Source organism: Bacteroides sp. CACC 737, from assembly GCF_013874375.1.
Lineage (GTDB): Bacteria > Bacteroidota > Bacteroidia > Bacteroidales > Bacteroidaceae > Bacteroides > Bacteroides uniformis.
Genome location: NZ_CP059408.1, coordinates 755,945 through 776,589, shown reverse-complemented (window position 1 = coordinate 776,589; position 20,645 = coordinate 755,945). Strand labels below are relative to the sequence as shown.

Genomic DNA, 20,645 nt, shown 5'->3' with positions numbered 1-20,645 from the left:
TAGCCTCACTTTTGTACCCAGAAAGCAGAAATGGCCTGCATCTCGGCACAACTTTTCATGTAAACATGAAAATTCTGCATTCGGTTTGCACTATTTTTGCCGATAAAAAGAAATAAAGTTTAACTTTGTGACAAGAAAATTGTTTTATTCCTGTCATACATAAACAACAAAGCAATGAACAATTACCGGATTTTAGTAGTGGACGATGAAGAAGACTTATGTGAAATTCTGAAGTTCAACCTCGAAAACGAAGGCTACGAAGTGGACACGGCGAACTCTGCCGAAGAAGCTCTGAGAATGGACATTGGCAGCTACAACCTACTACTGCTGGACGTGATGATGGGAGAAATTTCCGGCTTCAAAATGGCAAGTATGCTGAAGAAGGACAAGAAGACGGCCCAGATACCCATCATCTTCATTACCGCCAAAGATACGGAAAATGACACCGTGACTGGCTTCAACCTGGGAGCGGACGACTATATATCCAAACCCTTCTCGCTGCGCGAAGTAGCGGCACGTGTCAAAGCCGTACTGAGACGCACCCAGCAAGGAGAGACAGAGCATGCACCGGAACAGATTGTCTACAAGACGCTGGTGCTGAACGTCATCAAGAAGAAAGTCTGCATTGACGGTGAAGAGGCACCGCTCACCAAAAAAGAGTTTGAAATCTTATTGCTGCTTTTGCAGAATAAAGGACGCGTATTCTCGCGCGAGGATATACTGAACCGCATCTGGAGTGATGAAGTATATGTGCTGGACCGTACCATCGACGTAAACATCACACGCCTACGCAAGAAAATCGGAGTTTATGGCAAATGCATCGTAACACGCTTGGGATATGGATATTGTTTCGAAGCCGAATAACGACAGACACTTTCTGTCCTTCAGCCGGAAGCTTTTCCTTTCGGTCATTTCACTGTTCCTCATATTCGCCGCATGCTTCATCGCCTACCAGTATCAGCGGGAAAAGGAATATAAAGTGGAGCTACTGGACACGCAGCTGCAAGACTATAATGACAGACTACACCAGGAACTTCGTTATCTCCCCGACAGCCTATGGACTTCCATGCTGGACAGCTATATCTCCAAGCATGTAAACAAGGAACTGCGCGTCACCGTGGTAGACCTTCAAGGTAACGTATTGTTCGACAGTTCCCAGAACGGCAGCCATGAACTGGACAACCACATCAAGCGCCCCGAAGTGCAGAAGGCACTGAAAGCCGGCAAAGGCTACGACCTGCGGCGCATCTCCGAAACCACCGGCAGAACCTATTTCTATTCTGCCACCGTCTACAAAGACTGCATCATCCGCTCAGCTCTCCCCTACAACGTCAACCTGATGAACAATCTGGCTGCCGACCCACATTACATCTGGTTCACGGTCATTGTATCACTGCTGCTGATATTCATCTTTTATAAATTCACCTCCAAACTTGGCAGTGCCATCAACCACCTGCGTGAGTTTGCCAAAAGAGCCGACAAGAACGAACCCATAGACATGGACATACAAACCGCCTTCCCGCACAATGAACTTGGAGAGATTTCGCAGCACATCATACAAATATATAAGCGCCTGCGCGAAACCAAAGAGGCGCTTTACATTGAGCGCGAAAAACTCATCACCCATTTGCAGACCTCCCGCGAAGGACTGGGCGTATTCAACAGAGACAAAAAGGAGATACTGGTAAACAATCTGTTCACCCAATACGGCAATCTGATTTCAGACTCCAACCTGCAGACTACCGAAGAAATATTCTCCATCTGCGAATTCCAGAAGATAACAGATTTCATCAACAAGGCACAGAAACGCCCTTCCTATAACGAAGAACGAAGAATGTCCGTTCACATCAACAAGAACGGACGCATCTTCATCGTGGAGTGCATCATCTTCCAAGACCTCAGCTTTGAGATTTCCATCAACGACATCACCCAGGAAGAGGAGCAGATACAGCTAAAACGGCAATTGACCCAAAACATCGCCCATGAGCTGAAAACCCCCGTAAGCAGCATACAAGGCTATCTGGAAACCATCGTGAACAACGAGAACATCGCGCCCGAAAAGATGCAAATCTTCATGGAACGCTGCTACGCGCAAAGCAACCGCCTGAGCCGCCTGCTGCGCGACATATCCGTACTGACCCGCATGGACGAAGCCGCCAACATGATCGATATGGAAAAGGTGGACATCAGCATGCTGGTTTCAAACATCGTCAACGAAGTGTCCCTGGAACTGGAACAGAAGCAAATCACCGTTGTCAATTCCCTAAAATCGAAGATACAGTTGCGGGGCAACTACTCTCTACTCTACTCCATCTTCCGCAATCTCATGGACAACGCCATCGCTTATGCCGGCACCAACATACACATCAACATCAGTTGTTTCCGCGAAGACGAGAATTACTACTATTTCAGTTTTGCCGATACCGGCATCGGCGTTTCTCCCGAACATCTGAACCGTTTGTTCGAACGCTTCTACCGTGTAGACAAAGGACGCTCGCGCAAGTTGGGCGGCACCGGCTTGGGGCTCGCCATAGTGAAGAATGCAGTCCTTATTCACGGAGGCACCATCTCTGCCAAAAACAACCAAGGCGGAGGGCTGGAGTTTGTATTCACACTGGCAAAAGAGAGATAACAGCCCGTTTTACCACACCAAACAAAATGCTTTGCATACCTCTGGAGAAGGTTCTTGTGGCAAGTGTGGCTTGTATTGGTATCTTTTCACCTTACCGACATGACGGATTGCTTAAATCGCCTTAAGTCACTATCAATCAGAGAGTAATTTTGCCAACCTATTGCCATGTTTTTGGCAAACTTTTGCCATGCCTATGGCAAAGTTTTGCCAACGCGGTGACAAAGTCTTGCCAAGAGGATGGCAAAACCTTGCCAATTTGTCGGCAAAAAGAAAGAGAGCGGGGAAGAAAATTTATCACTCATAGAATTGTTTTCTCAAAAAGAATCCGTATCTTTGTCATGCATTGGTTCGCTCCCCCTCTTCTGGGAAAGCGATTAAAAGGGAATCAGGTGTAAATCCTGGACAGTCCCGCTGCTGTAAGTTTCGTGCAACGTTGCAGACAATTACTCTATGCCACTGGAATATTCTTCCGGGAAGGCGCCTGCAACAGAAACAAGTCAGAAGACCTGCCATGCATACTTTATCATTGCTTTCGAGGAAAAAGCGTTGAGTCTAATGAGCCGGACAAACCGTCCATCATTTCATTCATCAAACCTAATTCAGAGAAAGTAAAGAAGGTAATAAACTCTGCCAAGTTTATTTGATGATGTCCGGCCGAAGTGATTTCGTCCGGACATTTACATTACAAAAAGTCATATTTAAATTGATTATTACATAGATTTTACCTAAATTCGGCACATTAAACCGAAATAATCGGTTTATCCGTTAACCTATTGTCAAATTATTAAAGATACAGAGTCTATGGAATTACCATTTGCCGAAGCATGGAAAATAAAAATGGTGGAACCTATCCGTAAAAGTACCCGCCAGGAACGCGAACAATGGCTGAAAGAAGCCCACTACAACGTATTCCAACTCAAATCGGAACAAGTTTATATCGACCTCATCACCGACTCGGGCACCGGCGCCATGAGCGACCGCCAATGGGCAGGCATGATGCTGGGCGACGAAAGCTATGCCGGAGCCACCTCATTCTTCAGACTGAAGGAAGTCATCACCCGCCTCACCGGATTTGGATACATTATCCCCACCCACCAGGGACGCGCTGCCGAAAATGTACTCTTCTCCTACCTGGTGCACGAGGGCGACATTGTGCCGGGAAACTCCCATTTCGACACCACCAAAGGACATATCGAGGGACGCCGGGCACTGGCTCTGGACTGCACCATAGACGAAGCCAAACAGACACAGCTGGAAATTCCCTTCAAAGGCAATGTAGACCCTAAAAAACTGGAAAAAGCATTACAGGAACATAGCGAACGGATACCGTTCGTCATCGTCACCATAACCAACAACACCGCAGGCGGCCAGCCGGTTTCCATGCAGAACCTGCGCGAAGTCCGCGCCATTGCCGACAAGTACGGCAAGCCCGTTCTCTTTGACTCGGCACGCTTTGCGGAAAATGCCTACTTCATCAAAATGAGAGAAGAAGGTTACCGCAACAAGAGCATAAAGGAAATTACCCGCGAGATGTTTGACCTTGCCGACGGCATGACGATGAGTGCCAAAAAAGACGGTATTGTCAACATGGGCGGATTCATAGCCACCCGCCGGAAAGACTGGTATGAAGGTGCCAAAGGCTTCTGCGTGCAATTCGAAGGCTACCTCACTTACGGCGGCATGAACGGACGTGACATGAACGCCCTTGCCATCGGCCTGGATGAAAATACTGAATTTGACAATCTGGAAACCCGCATTCACCAGGTGGGCTATCTAGCCATGAAACTGGATGAGTACGGGATACCTTACCAACGTCCCGCAGGCGGCCATGCCATATTTGTGGATGCCCCCAAAGTGCTGACACACGTGCCCAAAGAAGAGTTTCCGGCACAGACACTGACCGCCGAACTCTATCTAGAAGCAGGCATACGCGGTTGTGAAATCGGCTATCTGCTGGCAGACCGCGACCCGGTGACCCGCGAAAACCGCTTCAACGGCTTGGATTTGCTCCGGCTTGCCATCCCTCGCCGCGTGTACACCGACAACCACATGGATGTGGTAGCAGCCGCTTTAAAAAATGTATATGACAAGCGGGAAAGTATTACCCGCGGAGTTCGCATCACTTGGGAAGCTCCGTTGATGAGACATTTTACGGTACAACTGGAAAGGCTGTAAGAAATTTACAGACTCAATGTCAAGACAAAATCCGGAAACAAATAATAATGAATAGTGAACCGGCGTTTCTCCACCGTACGATACTCTTCGGCGGAGAATACGCCGCTTTCATTTACAGCAAAAGGCAGAATGCGCATGTGCCCACGAAAATCAACCTCGGAAGCATTCAGGCATTTAAACATGGTCTCCTTGGCCGACCAGTGCAGCAACAGTGACCAAGTGTCGGTTCCGCGAAACACGGATGGCTGTTCATCTTCGCGCATGAATTTATGCGCCACCTTCCTTACCCGTTCACCATACTGCTCAATGTCAATGCCCACTTCCCGACCCGGCAATCCCAAAACAACAGCCACATAACCTTTCGTATGCGAAATACTGAGAGAGGCGGAAGCATCTGCCAAATAAGGTTTCCCACTGGGATGATAGGCAATCTCTTTCTCTTCTCCCGACAGCGTGTAAAGCAATACACGGACAGCCAGCCACTCCAGACGGCGGTGTGCTGCGGTGAAACGCCGCATACCTTCCCGGTATACTTCCTGATGAGGAAGCATGGCCAGCAATTCCTCCGGAGATTCCTCCGTTTTCCAAATTCCCCATCGGCAGGGAAGAGCGGTATGTTGTAAGAAGAGGGGCATGAGGCAAGGATTAAGGATTAGGGATTAGAGGAGTTGAGGCATTTACTGTAAACTTCACTTTCAGGATACGGCGGTTGTCCATCTCCAGCACCTCAAACTCATAACGGCCGTAGGTCACCTTTTCATGGAGAGCAGGAAATTCCCCCTTCAGCTCCAGCAGAAGTCCGGCAAGCGTATCGGCATCCCCTGCCACCTCATCGAACGTTTCCTCGTCTATCTTCGTTATTTTATAGAAATCGGTCAGCTGGGTCTTGGCTTCAAATACCCAAGTGTGGTCATTCAGTACGGCATATGTACGTTCTTCATCATCGTATTCGTCATGAATTTCGCCCACAATCTCCTCAATAATGTCCTCCATGGTGACAATGCCCGACGTACCGCCGAACTCATCGACCACAATGGCTATATGAATCTTGTTTGCCTGAAAATCGCGCAGCAAATCATCAATCATCTTGGTTTCGGGCACAAAATAGGCGGGCCGGATAAGCGACTGCCAGCGGAAATTATCCCCTTTGTTCAGATGGGGAAGCAAATCCTTGATATAAAGCACCCCCTTGATATTGTCACGGTTATCCGCATAGATGGGAATACGGGAGTAGACATTCTCTACAATGCACTTCACCACATCCTTGAAAGGGGTACGAATATCCAGATCCACCACATCGAGGCGGGAAGTCATAACCTCCTTGGCTGTCTCTCCACCAAAGCGGATGATACCTTCCAGAATATTGTTCTCCTCCGAAAGTTCCGCCTTATCGGTCAATTCTAGTGCATGTGAAAGTTCATCGACCGATATATTATGGTTCTTGCGGACCACATGCTTGTTCAGGAAAGAAGTGGAACGTACCAGCATAGATGCCATCGGATAGAATACGGAACGGCAAAACGTGATGCCGGGAGCAGCAAAACGGCAGAAAACCAGCGTTTTCTGAGCCGAATATATCTTAGGCATGATTTCACCGAAAAGCAACAGCAAAAACGTAAGGACTACTGTCAGAATGAGGAACTCTGCAATGGGAGAATGAAATTGGAACACATTCATAAAAAAGAAGTTACAGAGCATGATTATGGTTACATTCACGAAGTTGTTTGTAATCAGAATCGTCGCCAACAAACGTTCACTGTTATCCAGCAAATTACTGATTTTCTCATCCGAAGGATGCTTTCTCTCCGCTATTACATTTAAGTCTGACGGAGAAAGAGAAAAAAAGGCTATTTCGGAAGCTGATGCAAAGCCGGAAACGAGCAAAAGCAAACCTGCCAACACAATGGCTACAATGGCCGAAATAGAAGGAGTCTGTACGGATATACCGTTAAAAACATCTGCCAACTGGCATAAATAAGCGTCTGGGTCCAAAGATTTTGGTTTTAGTTAAACAATCAGAACGGTAGATCGTCCGTCGGGTTATCTTGTGCAGGGGCAGCCTGCGGTTGTACCGGTTGTTGCGGCTGGGCTGTCGCTCCGGCTTGCGGCGCAAACGGCGCATTGCCCGATACCGATGCACTTTTAGGTGTCAACATTTCCATTGTATCTGCAAAAACTTCAGTCACATAGCGCTTAGCTCCTGTCTGGTCATCATACGAGCGAGTGCGAATTTTGCCTTCAATGTAAAGTTTATCTCCTTTATGCACATATTTTTCGGCAGTTTCTGCCAGTCCACGCCAAAGCACAATATTATGCCACTCAGTGCGGTCGGGAACCTGGGTTCCATTCTGCAAAGTGTATCCTCTTTCTGTAGTAGCCAAAGAAAAAGTAGCTACCGCCACCCCACTGTCAAGGTATCTCACTTCCGGGTCTCTGCCCACATTTCCTAACAATATCACCTTGTTTACTGACATAAGCTTCTATTTTATTAATTTGCTGCCAAAATTAACGAGAATATCCACACCATGCAAGAATACAGACAACTTTTATATATATTTCTCCAAGAAAGCATGTATCAGCCGAGGCACCGCATAACGGTCCAAATCTTCGACCGCAACCTGCTGGTAACCTGAAAAAGAACCCGAATTATCGGGTAGAGTGACCTCATAGAAATTGGTATAAATCACTCTGTGGGACAATACATGCTTCACTCCCCGAAGTAGTGTACGGACCATCCGCACCTCTCCCTCTGCAAACAGTGCATGAAACTGCGGACATGCCAGGAACTCCTCTTCGGATAAATCTTTTTCCGTTTCGATTAGAGGCAATTCAAAGAGATTTTTCCAGATATCGTTCTCCGTCCTCTTATGTATCAAAGTATGCGCACCCATACGTACATATATATAATTAAAATAGCGGTTGGTAGTCTTTGTTCTGTGCTGCTTCACGGGCAGTTGCTGCACTTTGCCTTCCAACAAGGCTCTGCAGCTACCAGACAAAGGACAGAACAGACAGTTGGGCGACTGCGGCATACACTGCACGGCTCCGAAGTCCATAATCGCTTGGTTATAATCTGCCGGTCGGGATTTATCGAGCATCTCTCTCGCCAAAGCAGTAAAAGTTTTTTTCCCTTCGGTAGAATCAATGGGAATATCAATGCCGAAATAGCGGGAAAGCACCCGATATACATTCCCGTCTACCACCGCATAAGGCATGTCATAGGCAAAAGAACAGATGGCCGCTGCCGTATAATCCCCTACCCCCTTCAAAGCACGCACCTCTGCATAGTTTTTTGGAAATGTACCCTTCATGCTTTTGGCTGCGGCATGCAGGTTGCGGGCACGGGAATAGTACCCCAGGCCCTGCCAATATTTCATCACTTCGTCCTCGGACGCAGCAGCCAGCGACGCCACATCCGGGAAGCGTTTTATGAAACGCAAAAAGTACTCATAACCCTGCGCCACTCTTGTCTGTTGTAAGATGATTTCAGAAATCCATATCAGATAAGGGTCCGTGGTATTTCGCCACGGAAGGTCGCGTTTGTTCTCCGCATACCAATCCAACAATGTTCCGCTAAAAATATTCATGCTGCAAAAATACTTCATTTTCAGCCTAACAAAGCTTAATGCCAAGACTTTTTTAGAAAATTGTCCGAAATATATTTTTTAGAGCCACGGAAAAGCTATATATTTGCAGTCCAAAAAATTAGGAAAACTATAGTAATAATATTTTTTTTAAAGAAAAATGACTAAAGCTGATATTGTAAACGAAATTACAAAGAACACCGGAATTGATAAGACAACCGTACTTACAACCGTTGAAGCATTCATGGACGCAGTAAAGGCATCTTTATCCAAAGATGAAAATGTTTACCTCCGCGGGTTTGGTAGTTTTGTAGTGAAGAAAAGAGCTCAGAAAACTGCACGCAACATCTCCAAGAACACTACAATAATCATTCCGGAACATAACATTCCGGCATTTAAGCCTGCAAAAACGTTCACCCTCTCAGTGAAGAAATAATAAACAATAGTATTAACCCATAAAAATTTTGAAGCTATGCCAAGCGGAAAGAAGAAAAAAAGACATAAAATGTCTACGCACAAGCGTAAAAAAAGACTAAGAAAGAACAGACATAAAAGCAAAAAGTAATTTTTAGTCTGAAGGACAAAATAAAGAACAAACTTGTGAAGCAAAATGTCTCGCGGGTTTGTTCTTTGTTTAAGTAGTAAATAGAATCATTTAAAAGCCAATTATTGTGACAAGCGAACTCGTTGTAGACGTACAGCCCAAAGAGGTATCCATTGCACTGCTTGAAGACAAGCAGCTGGTGGAACTCCAGAGCGAAGGAAGAAACATCTCCTTCTCGGTGGGCAACATGTATTTGGGACGCGTCAAAAAATTGATGCCCGGCCTGAATGCCTGCTTCGTGGACGTGGGTTACGAGAAAGATGCTTTTCTTCATTATCTGGACCTAGGTCCTCAATTTAACTCGTTAGAGAAGTACGTAAAGCAAACTTTAAGCGACAAGAAGAAGCTGAATCCCATTACCAAAGCAACCATACTTCCCGACCTTGAAAAGGACGGAACGGTTTCCAACACACTCAAGGTGGGACAAGAAGTAGTGGTGCAAATTGTCAAGGAACCTATCTCTACCAAAGGGCCGCGACTGACTTCCGAACTTTCCTTTGCCGGAAGATACCTCGTGCTGATTCCCTTCAATGACAAGGTTTCCGTATCACAAAAAATTAAATCGAGCGAAGAGCGCGCACGCCTCAAGCAACTGCTGATGAGTATCAAGCCGAAAAACTTCGGCGTCATCGTCCGCACCGTAGCCGAAGGAAAACGTGTTGCCGAACTCGACGGAGAGCTTAAAGTATTACTGAAACATTGGGAAGATGCCATTACAAAAGTACAGAAGGCCACCAAATTTCCGACACTGATTTACGAAGAAACCAGCCGTGCCGTAGGACTGTTGCGCGACTTGTTCAATCCTTCCTTCGAAAACATCCACGTGAACAACGAGGCTGTGTACCACGAAATCAAGGATTACGTAACCCTCATCGCCCCTGAACGGGCAGGAATCGTGAAGCTGTACAAAGGTCAACTCCCCATTTACGACAATTTTGGTATCACCAAACAAATCAAGTCGTCATTCGGCAAGACCATTTCATACAAAAGTGGTGCCTACCTGATTATTGAGCATACTGAGGCGCTTCACGTAGTAGACGTGAACAGCGGTAACCGCACCAAGAATGCCAACGGGCAGGAGGCCAACGCACTGGAAGTGAATCTGGGTGCAGCCGACGAACTGGCACGCCAGCTCAGACTAAGGGATATGGGTGGTATCATCGTGGTGGACTTCATCGACATGAATGAAGCCGAAAACCGACAGAAGCTTTACGAACGTATGTGTGCCAACATGCAGAAAGACAGAGCACGTCACAACATCCTGCCGCTCAGTAAATTCGGACTGATGCAGATTACACGCCAGCGTGTACGCCCGGCTATGGATGTAAATACGACGGAAACCTGCCCCACCTGCTTCGGTAAAGGCACCATCAAATCGTCCATCCTCTTTACGGACACCTTAGAGAGTAAGATTGACTACCTGGTCAACAAATTGAAGATAAAGAAATTCTCGTTACACATCCACCCGTACATCGCAGCCTACGTCAATCAGGGACTCGTCTCCCTGAAACGGAAGTGGCAGATGAAGTACGGATTCGGTATCAAGATTATTCCAAACCAGAAATTAGCATTCCTGGAATATGTATTCTACGACCTGCAAGGGGAAGAGATAGACATGAAGGAAGAAATCGAAATCAAATAAAAAAGACGGCGAAGGGTATTTATCTTCGCCGTCTTTTTTATCTCTTGCTTTGGGGGAGCTCTCCCCAAACATGCCTTCCGCTATAAAGCCAAACGATAGATTTCCCTGCAATCAGTCATGGTCAGCTTCACGTAGTTGCCAAGCAGTTCGCCTTTATTGCGCTGCAGACTGACGAGCATACGGTCTATATCGGGATGCTCGATGCCCAACTCCTTAAAGCTAACCGGCAAGCCCATGTAACGGAAAAAGTGTTTCAGGCGGGCGGTACCAGCCAAAGCCATCTCTTCCAAATCTTCGGACTTGGGTATATCAAAAACGCGGTGGGCAAACTGGGCTATCTTTGCCGGATTATGTTCTGCCATAAAAGCCATCCAGGCAGGGAAGATTACAGCTAAGCCGGCACCGTGGGCTACATCATAGATAGCACTGATTTCATGTTCCAGTGCATGGGATGCCCAGTCTTCCTCACGCCCTACCCCACAAGTTCCGTTATGCGCCACAGTGCCACACCACATAATGTTGGCACGCGCGGCATAGTTGTCCGGTTGCTGTTTCACCCGGTAAGCTTCTTTAATGATAGCTGTCAAGGTGCCTTCGCAAAGCCGGTCGCTGATTTCCACATCCGGTGTATTTGTGAAATAACGCTCCATGATGTGAGCCATCATGTCGGCAATACCACAAGCCGTCTGATAAGCTGGGAGAGTGTAGGTCAGTTCAGGATTCATGATGGAAAATACGGGACGCAAATGCTCGGGGGCACAGAGCCCCAGTTTTTGGAGTGTCTCTGTCTTGGTAATTACCGTATTGCCCGAACCTTCGCTTCCGGCAGCCGGGATAGTCAGCACCACGGCTACTTTCAACGCTTTCTCCACCTTGGCACGACCGATAAAGAAATCCCAAAAGTCACCATCATAGAGGGCTCCGGCAGCAATGGCCTTTGCCGTATCTATGACCGAACCACCTCCCACAGGAAGCATCATATCCACCTGCTCACGACAGCAAAGCTGAATACCTTCGTATACCTTCCCGTCAATGGGATTGGGCTGGACACCTCCCATTTCGCAATAAGCCACACCGGCTTCCTGCAAGGATTGCTTCACTCTATCCAGCAGACCACTCCGTACAACAGAACCGCCTCCATATACTATCATCACTTTTTGTGCACCATACTTACGCGCCAATGCACCGACTTGCACTTCAGTATTCTTGCCAAAGACAAACTCTGTAGGACTATAAAAAACAAAATTATTCATTGTATACCTTATTTAATGTATCGACTGTATCTTTCAAAGAAGCGTCCGAACGCTCCCCACTTCATCAGTCCTTTCTCAAAAACAAAAATACCCAGCAATGCACAAGAGATGCCCAGCATCACATCAATCAGATAATGGTGTCCCGAATAGACAGCCGTCCACCAGATACCGACCATAATCACCGCAAACAACGCTATCAACCACTTTTTGCTGCGGTCCATAACCGCGTAAGCCAAAGCCACCACCATATAGGCGGCATGGAGCGAGGGCACTGCTGCAAATACATTGGCATTCCTTCCGTAAATGGAGTTGAAGATGGAACATCCCAGCAATTCGTCAAAGCGCCCTAAGCCTGCCACATTGCCCGGAGTGTCGAGTATCGGCTCGAAACCATAATTCATGGCATACCAGGGCGGAGCAGCGGGATGGATGTAATAGCCGGCAAAACCGATGAGATTAACCAGCAGGAACACCATCGCAAAACGAAGATATACCTTACGGTCACCCTTCAGATAGAGCCACAACCCGAATGCAATGGGAACCGGTACCCAACAGAGGTAGAATATCCCGGCAAAGAAATCGGCAACAGGACAATGGTTCAAAGCAAAATACTCACAAGGGATAAGGACAGCACCGTCTACAGACAAGCCAAAAAGGGATTTTTCTGCCTCATAAAGTCCTTTTACATCAATGGGATTCACCTGGTAATTGGGATATACGCGCATCCAGTCATACGAAATGCCGAATATGAAAAACGGCAACAGCGCCACTGCCAACTTACGGGTTATCTGTCCGGCAAAGAACAATACCAAAAATACACCCGCCATCAGGAAATGTTCCGGACGAAGCCCGATACAGACCGCTGTCAGAATCAGGAAAAACGCTGTGATGACAATCACCAGCACCGCCTCTCTCACAGAGGGAAACAAACTATTTTTCATTCCTTGTCTTTCAGTAGTTTATAGCAATGCGCCAAGCGGGCAAATGCCGTCAAATTCGCCAATATTGCAATCACTGCCATAGGCACAATCAGTATCAGCATCGGGTCGAATAAAGTACAATCACCAAAGATACCGCAGAACATGGCACCGAGGGCAGTCAGCACAACGCGTTCGGGGCGCTGCATGAAACCGACTTTACACTCCAGCCCCAAACCTTCGGCACGGGCACGCACGTAACTCACCATCAGCGAACCTATCAGCGCAATGAATGTAATGATGGAGCCCCACAAATAGCCTTGCAGCATCAAGTAATAGAAGATGCCGAACAATGTCACGAGCTCGCTGTAACGGTCGAGTACGGAGTCGTAGAGCGCACCGAAAGTAGAACTCATTTTACCCACGCGTGCCACACGTCCGTCCATCATGTCAAACAACCCGGCAAAGAGCACAATACCGCCTCCCCAGCCCACATAGGCCAGTTCACCACTTTTGTACACCCCGGCATACACAAACAAGGCAGCCGCCACGATATTCAGTACCAGCCCCGTAGTCGTAATAAAGTTAGGCGTAATGCCAATTCTAATCATACCATGCACCACAGGGTTGATAATCTTGTATATCACCTGCTGCAACCAATCTCTATAATTCATATTCGTCTTTTTTGTTCTCTAAATAATGTTTCAGAAAGCCTTTTATATTGTGATTACGATAAACGAAAAAACGTTGCAGATGGTAGTTCCAAAAAAAAGCTACCAGCACTGCTACAATTATCTTTGACAGAATAAATACATTGTCTATATAATATCCCAACAATCCATTGACCCATGTCATGCGGGTAAGCCACTCGGTCAGTGCAAAAGTACCCCAAGTATTCAGTATAATGCTGCCTCCCCAGACAAAGAGGTACTTGACGGCAACATGCGTTTTCTTGCAGTCTTCGGCATGGAACACCCATCCGTAATTAATGGCACAGTTTACAATGCCTCCTACTACGGAACCCGTGAATGTGGCATAAAGATAAAAAACAGCAAAAGCCTTCACCAGAAGGATAGTCACCAGAAAATCGACAAAGCTTGCGAATTGCGCAGAAATCTGGGCCTTGAAGAAGATCCAGACAGAATGGCGCCACGACACACCTTTGCCATTTGATTTCAACTGATTATCCATCTTGCCACAATCAAAATTATAAATCCGTAGACTCCGGACAGAATATCGTCCATCATTACCCCGATTCCACCCGGCAGACTTTCCATACGGCGGATGCCCAAGGGCTTGAATATATCAAACAAACGGAACAAGACAAATGCTCCCAATGTATACCATACATGTCCGGCGGGCGCCGCAAGCAAGGCAATCCACACGCCGACCATTTCATCGACCACCACGCGCGAAGGGTCTTCGCCCCAAGATGCCTCCAGGCGGTTGGCAGCCCAGATACCGGCAAGCGTAAATACCAAAATCAATGCTACTGTCAGCCACAAAAGGCAGACACTTGAAACCAGATAAGACAACCCGAACCAGATAAGCGTAGCCAGCAAAGCTCCCGCAGTGCCGGGTGCAAAAGGAGAAAAGCCCGAGCCAAAGCCCGTACCGATAATAACTGGGAGGAGGGAGGGTTTCTTCATCAAAAAAGTAATGAGGTGATAAATGCGATAAAAACGGTAAAATGATAAATGCAATAAAGTAATAAAAGTGATAAAGTGGTAAAGTGCTATCACTCTATCACCTTACCACCTTATTTTTATCACCTTATCACTGTTTTTTTAGTCCAGATAACTCGGTGCTGTCTCACCCACCATATTGCGGAGAGTCTCTTTCACCATGCGCCATTGCTGGAACAAATCGTGTACCGGCTCATGCTCGAAATCGTGCATCGGGCTCTTGCAGAAGAAGGACAGCCACGTCTGAATGCCGCACATGCCTGCACGCAATGCCAAATCACTGAAAATAACCAAGTCGAGCGCGATGGGAGCAGCAAGAATGGAGTCACGGCACAAGAAGTTGACCTTGATTTCCATCGGATAGCCCATCCAGCCGAAAATATCGATGTTGTCCCATGCTTCCTTGTTATCCTTACGGGGAGGATAGTAGTTGATGCGTACCTTATGATAAACATCACCGTACAAGTCAGGATATTTCTCCGGCTCGAAGATATTGTCGATAACAGACAGCTTGCTGACCTCTTTTGTCTTGAAGTTCTCCGGTTGGTCGAGTACCTCGCCGTCACGGTTACCCAGAATATTCGTAGAGAACCAGCCACTTACACCCAACATACGGGTCTTGAACATCGGAGCAAGCACCGTCTTCATCAAAGTCTGGCCACTCTTGAAGTCCTTACCGGAAATGGGCACATTCATTTTCTTGGAGAATTCCCACATAGCCGGAGTATCCACACACAGATTAGGAGCACCCATAATAAACGGAGCGCCTTCTGCAATGGCAGCGTATGCATAGCACATACTCGGAGAGATTACTTCAGTATTGTTTTCCTTCATTGCCTGTTCCAAAGCAGCGAGAGATTCGTGCTCCTTGGACAGCGGAATATATATTTCGGTACTTGCAGCCCACAGCACAACAATACGCTCGCAGTTATTGGCTGCCTTGAAGTTACGGATATCCTCGCGCAACTGCTCTGTCATTTCCCAGCGGGTAGCTGCCTTCTTAATGTGCGTACCGTTCAAACGTTTTGCGAAATTGTGGTCGAATGCAGCAGGCATCGGCTTGATGGCTTGCAGTTCATCTTTTACCAGATTCAAGTCCTTCTCTTTCAAAACCTCAGCATACATAGCAGCTTCGTAGGCGTTGTCCGGGAAAATATCCCAACCTCCGAAAACGATATCATTCAAATCAGCCAAAGGCACTATGTCTTTGATAAGTTTTTCTTTGCCATCCTGCATGCGCATAGCAGCCATTTGTGTGATTGAGCCTATAGCTTTTGCCAAGCCCTTGCGAGCAGCTAATGTACCGGTAATCATGGTGGTTGCAACCGCACCACCTACTCCGACTACCAGCACGCCCAAGCGTCCGGTTGCCGGCTTAATGTTTTCTTTCATTGCCATTGTATTATTTAGAGTTTAAAAAATTGCTCAAATTTAGGGTATTTTACTCAATTGGGATTAGTCATTTTATCCGATTTAATGTCCTATTAGTAAGATTTAAGTTAAAATGTCATGTGTAGACTGATTCTGAGCCCGGATTTGTCTACATCCGGTAAATTTCGGTAAGTCAGACGCCATACATAATCGACACGCAACACCTTGAAAATATTTTCAATGCCTACACCTGCCTCTACGTATGGCGTATGTCCCATGGTGGTACTTCCAGCAGGAAAACGGAACAAATCCTGCTGAAAAGCCGGATTATTCTTATCACTCAAATTCCCATACAAGCCGCGGCAGGAAAGCACTTCACGCCATTTCAACTTTTTCAACAAAGGAATACGGTTGAAGAGCCAGCCGTTCAAGTAATAGGTCACATCCCAGGAAGCGTATTCATCGTTCATGAATTCCATGGCATTCATCAGTGAATAGGACTCGGGCTGTATGGTATAGGACAGGTTCGCATTGGGAATGATAAGCAGAGGAAAAGGAACCTTATTCCAGACTTTTCCGGCTTTCAGGATAACGTCCGTATAACCGAATGCCGAGAACCAGAAACGCTTTTGAAAACCCGCTTCCGTATAGTGATAGGTATAGTCTCCTCCCAGTACCCCTTTGGCAGCCATGGTATGTGTAAGCGAAAAGACCGGAGCATCCAGCGAAACGGGGAAACGGTTCCATTGGGTCTGGAAGAATTTCTCGTTGGGAGCATAGCGCAGCTTCAATTCCAGTTCACTGGTCGAAATACTTTTTACATACGTATTATGGTCGTCCTGCTTGACGAAAGGAATCAGACGGGATGATTCATCTTTACGCAGACGCGTCGTCATCTGCACGGAAAAGCCGGAATGGAACTCATTGGTATAGGTCAGTTCCGCCTTCCGCTGATAACCGATACGGTCATCCTTCTGACGTTTCAAGGCAAGAAAAACATTATCCTGACTGGTATAAAGATAGTGTTGTCCATATTGATTGACGTCTGACAAGTAACGGAGCTTCAACGAATGTATAGGAAATTCATTGGCATATTCCTTCTTCCTATGAAAAGAATATTCCAGTTCGGCGAGTCCCTTTACACGATGGTCGCGAAAACCGTATGCCATATAGCCCCTGCCGAACAAATGCGGATTGAGCCATGCCGTCGTCATACCGCCGGCACGCAAGCGCACCCCTTCCAGTGTATTTCCGCTGATAGTGGTATTCATCATACCGATATAGAACAAAGGTTCTTTTTCCTTCGGAGCGGGAATATACCCCGTGAACAGCACCTTCAACACTTTCTCCGTCCAGAAATAAACGGGATAGCTGCGCAACTGGGCCATCATCTTGTCCACCGAAGTCTCTTTCTTGCTGACCTCCACCTGGCGGTTGGCATCCCAATATGCTTCCGAATAGCCGGAAGCCGATGTCTCTTCAATCACCTTTTCCGCTTTTCGGAAAGCCTGCAGAGCCTTGTCATCCGGTTCATACTGATAATTTCTGTAATACACATCCCGCTTGGCATAAATACCGTCACTATTGTCCACCAACTTGAACTCCGTAGTGATACTCTCATTGAGCAACTGCCTCGTACCGTCCTCCGCGCGGTCAAAATTCTGTTCAATCTTCATGTAGTCCACAAAGTTCAGATTTATTTTCTGAGGAAAGTTCATGACGGCACGCTTTACAAAATAGGTACTGTCCAGCATGACGTATAAATGTCCCGTAAAACCGAACGACTCGGAGTTGAAAGGGACAAATGTCAAGTCAACACAAGGCTTTCCGGCAACGGTAAGCGTATCCATCAGATAATATTTGTAGAAAGACGGCCCAAGGGAGGAAAGCGGACTGACAAACTTATTGGTGAACAAGGTGATGTTGTTCTCATAAAGGTCCACATCGGTCATGGTGACACTGATAGCCTGCTCCATACCCTGCTGGGAAAGCATTTCGTCCACTCCTGCCTGCCTGCGGGCGGTGACCCACTGTTTCCGGCTATGCGGAGACTTGCGGTAATAGTCTGTGGCAAGCAACTCACGGTTGGAGATGGCCAATACCGGCCTGCCGGTAACGGCAGAGGTATCGACATAATCCGTCAGAAACTTGAACTTACGGTAAAGCCACTTCTGTTGCTTCAGGCTGTCGAAGTTATTGATGGCAAAAGTCATCTTTTCATAGCGGTCACGTTTCCAGAAGTCGCGTTCGTCGGGCGAGTAGTCATCCCGATGCTCTATCATCTTGCGTACAAACTCCACTGCGGGATTATCCTTTTTCTTATACCGTTCACGTTTCGGCTTCACCACCACCTCATCCAGTGCATAAGTGGCTGGCGAAAGGGCAATATTGAACTTAGAAGACTTTGCTGGATGAATCAACCGGACATATTCATTATATCCCACGGCCGAAATGACCAGCGTGGCCTCCGGGCGATAGGTCTTGAAGGAAAAACGGCCGTTATTGTCCGTCATCCCTCCCTCCGTAGTTCCTTTCAGATAAACTGACGTATAAGGCAATGGCTCCTTCGTCAACGAATCGGTGACAACGCCTTGCACCATATATTGTGCTCTCAATGGAAGAGTAACCAGCTGGATAAGCAGAAATACCCTAAAAAACAACTTCATACCTTGTTTTACCTAATTTGGATGGCAAAGGTACGGAAGAAAACTTTTTCTTAAAGTTCGGTTTTACGGAATAAATGTTCTAAAAAACTCCTTTTGTATAAAACACTTCCCGTTAAAAGCCGTTGTATAGCGAAACGACGCTCCAGAAAGCATCGGAACAACCAATATATAACCTAAACAACTTGATTATGGAATGGATTTTCAACCAGCTCAGGGAACGCCCCGAACTTGCCATTTTCCTCACTATATTCCTGGGATTCTGGCTGGGGAAACTGCGTATCGGTAAGTTTACGCTGGGCACAGTGACCAGTGTACTGCTTGTAGGCGTACTGGTAGGGCAACTGAACATAGCCGTACCGGGTCCGATAAAGTCGGTATTTTTTCTGCTTTTCCTTTTTGCCGTGGGCTATAAAGTGGGTCCCCAGTTCTTCCGCGGACTGAAAAAGGACGGATTGCCCCAAGTGGGCTTTGCCGTACTGATGTGTGTATCCGTACTGTTAGTGACCTGGCTGCTGGCCCTGATGATGGGCTACAATGCCGGTGAAGCTGCCGGACTGCTGGCCGGTTCGCAAACCATCTCTGCCGTCATCGGAGTGGCAGAAGACACCATGGCCAATATGGGACTGGACGAGGCCCAACGACAAAGTTACGTCAACATCATTCCCGTATCCTACGCCGTCACCTACATTTTCGGTACGGCAGGCTCGGCATGGGTCCTATCATCCATCGGTCCCAAGATGCTGGGCGGGCTGGAAAAGGTGAAAGCCGCCTGCAAGGAACTGGAGGCGAAGATGGGCAGCTCTCTGGCTGACGAACCGGGATTCATGCCGGCGGCACGCCCCGTCACTTTCCGTGCCTACCGGGTCGAAAACGAATGGTTCAAGAATGGAAAGCGGGTGATTGACCTGGAAGTCTACTTCCGGCAGCACGACAAACGTCTATTTGTGGAACGCCTCCGCAAATCCGGAGTTGTGGTGGAAGTCAGCATGAACATACAGATAGAGCCGGGAGACGAAGTAGTGCTAAGCGGACGCCGCGAATACATCATAGGCGAAGAAAGCTGGATAGGGCCGGAAGTACAAGATGCCCAGCTCCTGGATTTTCCTGCCGAAAAGTTACCGGTTACAATCACACGCAAGACGGTTGCCGGCAAGACGGTTGCAGTTATCCGAAGGGAAAAGTTCATGCACGGTGTCAGTATCCGGAGCATCAAGCGCGCCGGAATATCCATTCCTGTACTGGCACAAACGGTAGTAGATGCCGGCGACGTCATCGAAGTGGTAGGTACCAGGCAGGAAGTGGAAGCAGCAGCCAAACGTCTGGGGTATATAGACCGTCCTACCAACCAGACGGATATGATATTCGTAGGCCTGGGTATCCTTGTCGGAGGTTTGTTCGGAGCACTTTCCGTCCATATCGGCGGCATCCCCATCAGCTTGAGCACAAGCGGCGGCGCATTGATTGCGGGCTTGTTCTTCGGCTGGCTCCGCAGTAAGCACCCCACCTTCGGGCGCATTCCCGAACCTTCGCAATGGGTGTTGAACAATGTCGGTCTGAACATGTTCATTGCGGTAGTGGGCATTTCGGCAGGTCCCAGTTTCGTGCAGGGCTTCCACGACGTAGGTATCAGTCTGTTTCTGGTGGGAGCAGCCGCCACCGCCCTGCCGCTGATTATCGGCTTGCTGCTGGCAAGGTATGTTTTCAAGTTCCATCCGGCACTGGCTTTGGGCGTCTGCGCAGGGGCACGTACCACTACGGCCGCTTTAGGCGCGGTGCAGGATGCCGTTGAGAGTGAGACACCTGCTCTGGGATACACCGTGACCTATGCCGTGGGCAATACCTTATTAATAATATGGGGTGTAGTCATCGTTTTGCTAATATAAGACGATTCTGTGCCAATACTTACTAATCCAAATCATTCAAAGAATTATTGCCGGAAATGCAAGCGACTATATACCCATTCACTAATAGCTATTCGTCCGACAGCTGTCGGACGATAATTCAACAGCTGTCGGACGATGATTCAACAACTGTCGGACGAAAAGGAAACATATATCGGACGATTAATTTCAAGCAAGGAAAGAAATAGTATACCGCATGAACAGAGATTATTCAC

Annotated in this window: 17 protein-coding genes and 1 riboswitch; of the genes, 6 read left to right on the top strand and 11 right to left on the bottom strand. The window is 47.4% G+C overall.

Going from position 1 to position 20,645, the window contains the following annotated elements; genetic code table 11:
- Nucleotides 1-174: 174 nt before the first annotated feature.
- The 3 genes from H1A11_RS03350 (at nucleotide 175) to H1A11_RS03340 (ending at nucleotide 4,807) form a co-directional block, all read left to right on the top strand.
- Nucleotides 175-864: a response regulator transcription factor gene (locus H1A11_RS03350; RefSeq protein ID WP_005826729.1), complete on the top strand. Its 690-nt coding sequence runs from the start codon at nucleotides 175-177 to the stop codon at nucleotides 862-864.
- Nucleotides 839-2,632 carry an ATP-binding protein gene (locus H1A11_RS03345; protein ID WP_117965482.1) on the top strand — a complete coding sequence of 598 codons (1,794 nt, stop codon included), beginning with the start codon at nucleotides 839-841 and terminating at the stop codon, nucleotides 2,630-2,632. Before H1A11_RS03350 ends, H1A11_RS03345 begins: the two co-directional genes overlap by 26 nt.
- A gap of 327 nt (nucleotides 2,633-2,959) precedes the next feature.
- A riboswitch (cobalamin riboswitch) is annotated at nucleotides 2,960-3,161 on the top strand.
- Between the two features lie 272 nt (nucleotides 3,162-3,433).
- Nucleotides 3,434-4,807 carry a tryptophanase gene (locus tag H1A11_RS03340; protein WP_117962595.1) on the top strand — a complete coding sequence of 458 codons (1,374 nt, stop codon included), beginning with the start codon at nucleotides 3,434-3,436 and terminating at the stop codon, nucleotides 4,805-4,807.
- Nucleotides 4,808-4,812: 5 nt separating this feature from the next.
- Here the strand turns inward: H1A11_RS03340 and H1A11_RS03335 are convergent, their stop codons facing one another.
- The 4 genes from H1A11_RS03335 to mutY form a co-directional block, all read right to left on the bottom strand.
- The gene (locus H1A11_RS03335) at nucleotides 4,813-5,442 is read right to left on the bottom strand and encodes a 4'-phosphopantetheinyl transferase superfamily protein (protein ID WP_117962593.1); all 630 of its coding nucleotides are present in this window, start codon (nucleotides 5,440-5,442) and stop codon (nucleotides 4,813-4,815) included.
- Nucleotides 5,443-5,452: 10 nt separating this feature from the next.
- On the bottom strand, nucleotides 5,453-6,799 hold the full coding sequence (gldE, locus tag H1A11_RS03330; protein WP_117962591.1) for a gliding motility-associated protein GldE: 1,347 nt from the start codon (nucleotides 6,797-6,799) through the stop codon (nucleotides 5,453-5,455).
- A gap of 23 nt (nucleotides 6,800-6,822) precedes the next feature.
- Nucleotides 6,823-7,281, bottom strand: coding sequence for a single-stranded DNA-binding protein (locus H1A11_RS03325; protein WP_117867008.1), 459 nt, complete (start codon nucleotides 7,279-7,281; stop codon nucleotides 6,823-6,825).
- A 72-nt stretch (nucleotides 7,282-7,353) separates the two neighbouring features.
- The gene (gene mutY, locus H1A11_RS03320) at nucleotides 7,354-8,394 is read right to left on the bottom strand and encodes an A/G-specific adenine glycosylase (protein ID WP_117867022.1); all 1,041 of its coding nucleotides are present in this window, start codon (nucleotides 8,392-8,394) and stop codon (nucleotides 7,354-7,356) included.
- A gap of 157 nt (nucleotides 8,395-8,551) precedes the next feature.
- On the opposite strand from mutY, the gene H1A11_RS03315 reads away from it, so the two are divergent.
- Both H1A11_RS03315 and H1A11_RS03310 read left to right on the top strand, forming a co-directional pair.
- Nucleotides 8,552-8,827 (top strand): HU family DNA-binding protein, encoded by a 276-nt coding sequence (locus H1A11_RS03315; RefSeq protein WP_005826750.1) that lies wholly within the window; start codon nucleotides 8,552-8,554, stop codon nucleotides 8,825-8,827.
- A gap of 235 nt (nucleotides 8,828-9,062) precedes the next feature.
- Complete coding sequence (locus tag H1A11_RS03310; protein WP_005826752.1) at nucleotides 9,063-10,637, top strand: Rne/Rng family ribonuclease; 1,575 nt, start codon at nucleotides 9,063-9,065, stop codon at nucleotides 10,635-10,637.
- Between the two features lie 80 nt (nucleotides 10,638-10,717).
- Here H1A11_RS03310 and H1A11_RS03305 read toward each other — a convergent pair whose 3' ends face one another.
- From H1A11_RS03305 to H1A11_RS03275, 7 genes are all read right to left on the bottom strand, one after another.
- Entirely contained in the window at nucleotides 10,718-11,890 is a 1,173-nt protein-coding gene (locus H1A11_RS03305; RefSeq protein WP_181757720.1) for an iron-containing alcohol dehydrogenase, read from the bottom strand.
- A gap of 8 nt (nucleotides 11,891-11,898) precedes the next feature.
- Nucleotides 11,899-12,831 carry a phosphatase PAP2 family protein gene (locus H1A11_RS03300; RefSeq protein WP_009036795.1) on the bottom strand — a complete coding sequence of 311 codons (933 nt, stop codon included), beginning with the start codon at nucleotides 12,829-12,831 and terminating at the stop codon, nucleotides 11,899-11,901.
- Nucleotides 12,828-13,481 carry a CDP-alcohol phosphatidyltransferase family protein gene (locus H1A11_RS03295; protein ID WP_005826758.1) on the bottom strand — a complete coding sequence of 218 codons (654 nt, stop codon included), beginning with the start codon at nucleotides 13,479-13,481 and terminating at the stop codon, nucleotides 12,828-12,830. The genes H1A11_RS03300 and H1A11_RS03295 overlap by 4 nt, the downstream gene beginning before the upstream one ends.
- Nucleotides 13,471-13,998, bottom strand: a complete 528-nt coding sequence (locus H1A11_RS03290; protein WP_181757719.1) for a GtrA family protein — start codon at nucleotides 13,996-13,998, stop codon at nucleotides 13,471-13,473. The genes H1A11_RS03295 and H1A11_RS03290 overlap by 11 nt, the downstream gene beginning before the upstream one ends.
- A complete protein-coding gene (locus tag H1A11_RS03285) occupies nucleotides 13,983-14,456 on the bottom strand; it encodes a phosphatidylglycerophosphatase A (RefSeq protein WP_138344839.1) in 474 nt (157 codons plus the stop codon). The genes H1A11_RS03290 and H1A11_RS03285 overlap by 16 nt, the downstream gene beginning before the upstream one ends.
- 138 nt (nucleotides 14,457-14,594) lie before the next feature.
- The gene (locus H1A11_RS03280) at nucleotides 14,595-15,884 is read right to left on the bottom strand and encodes an inositol-3-phosphate synthase (protein WP_117965522.1); all 1,290 of its coding nucleotides are present in this window, start codon (nucleotides 15,882-15,884) and stop codon (nucleotides 14,595-14,597) included.
- Between the two features lie 107 nt (nucleotides 15,885-15,991).
- Complete coding sequence (locus H1A11_RS03275) at nucleotides 15,992-18,529, bottom strand: DUF5686 and carboxypeptidase-like regulatory domain-containing protein (RefSeq protein WP_181757718.1); 2,538 nt, start codon at nucleotides 18,527-18,529, stop codon at nucleotides 15,992-15,994.
- A gap of 188 nt (nucleotides 18,530-18,717) precedes the next feature.
- Between H1A11_RS03275 and aspT the strand changes: the two genes are divergently transcribed.
- The gene (aspT, locus tag H1A11_RS03270) at nucleotides 18,718-20,412 is read left to right on the top strand and encodes an aspartate-alanine antiporter (protein WP_009036794.1); all 1,695 of its coding nucleotides are present in this window, start codon (nucleotides 18,718-18,720) and stop codon (nucleotides 20,410-20,412) included.
- Nucleotides 20,413-20,645 lie beyond the last annotated feature (233 nt).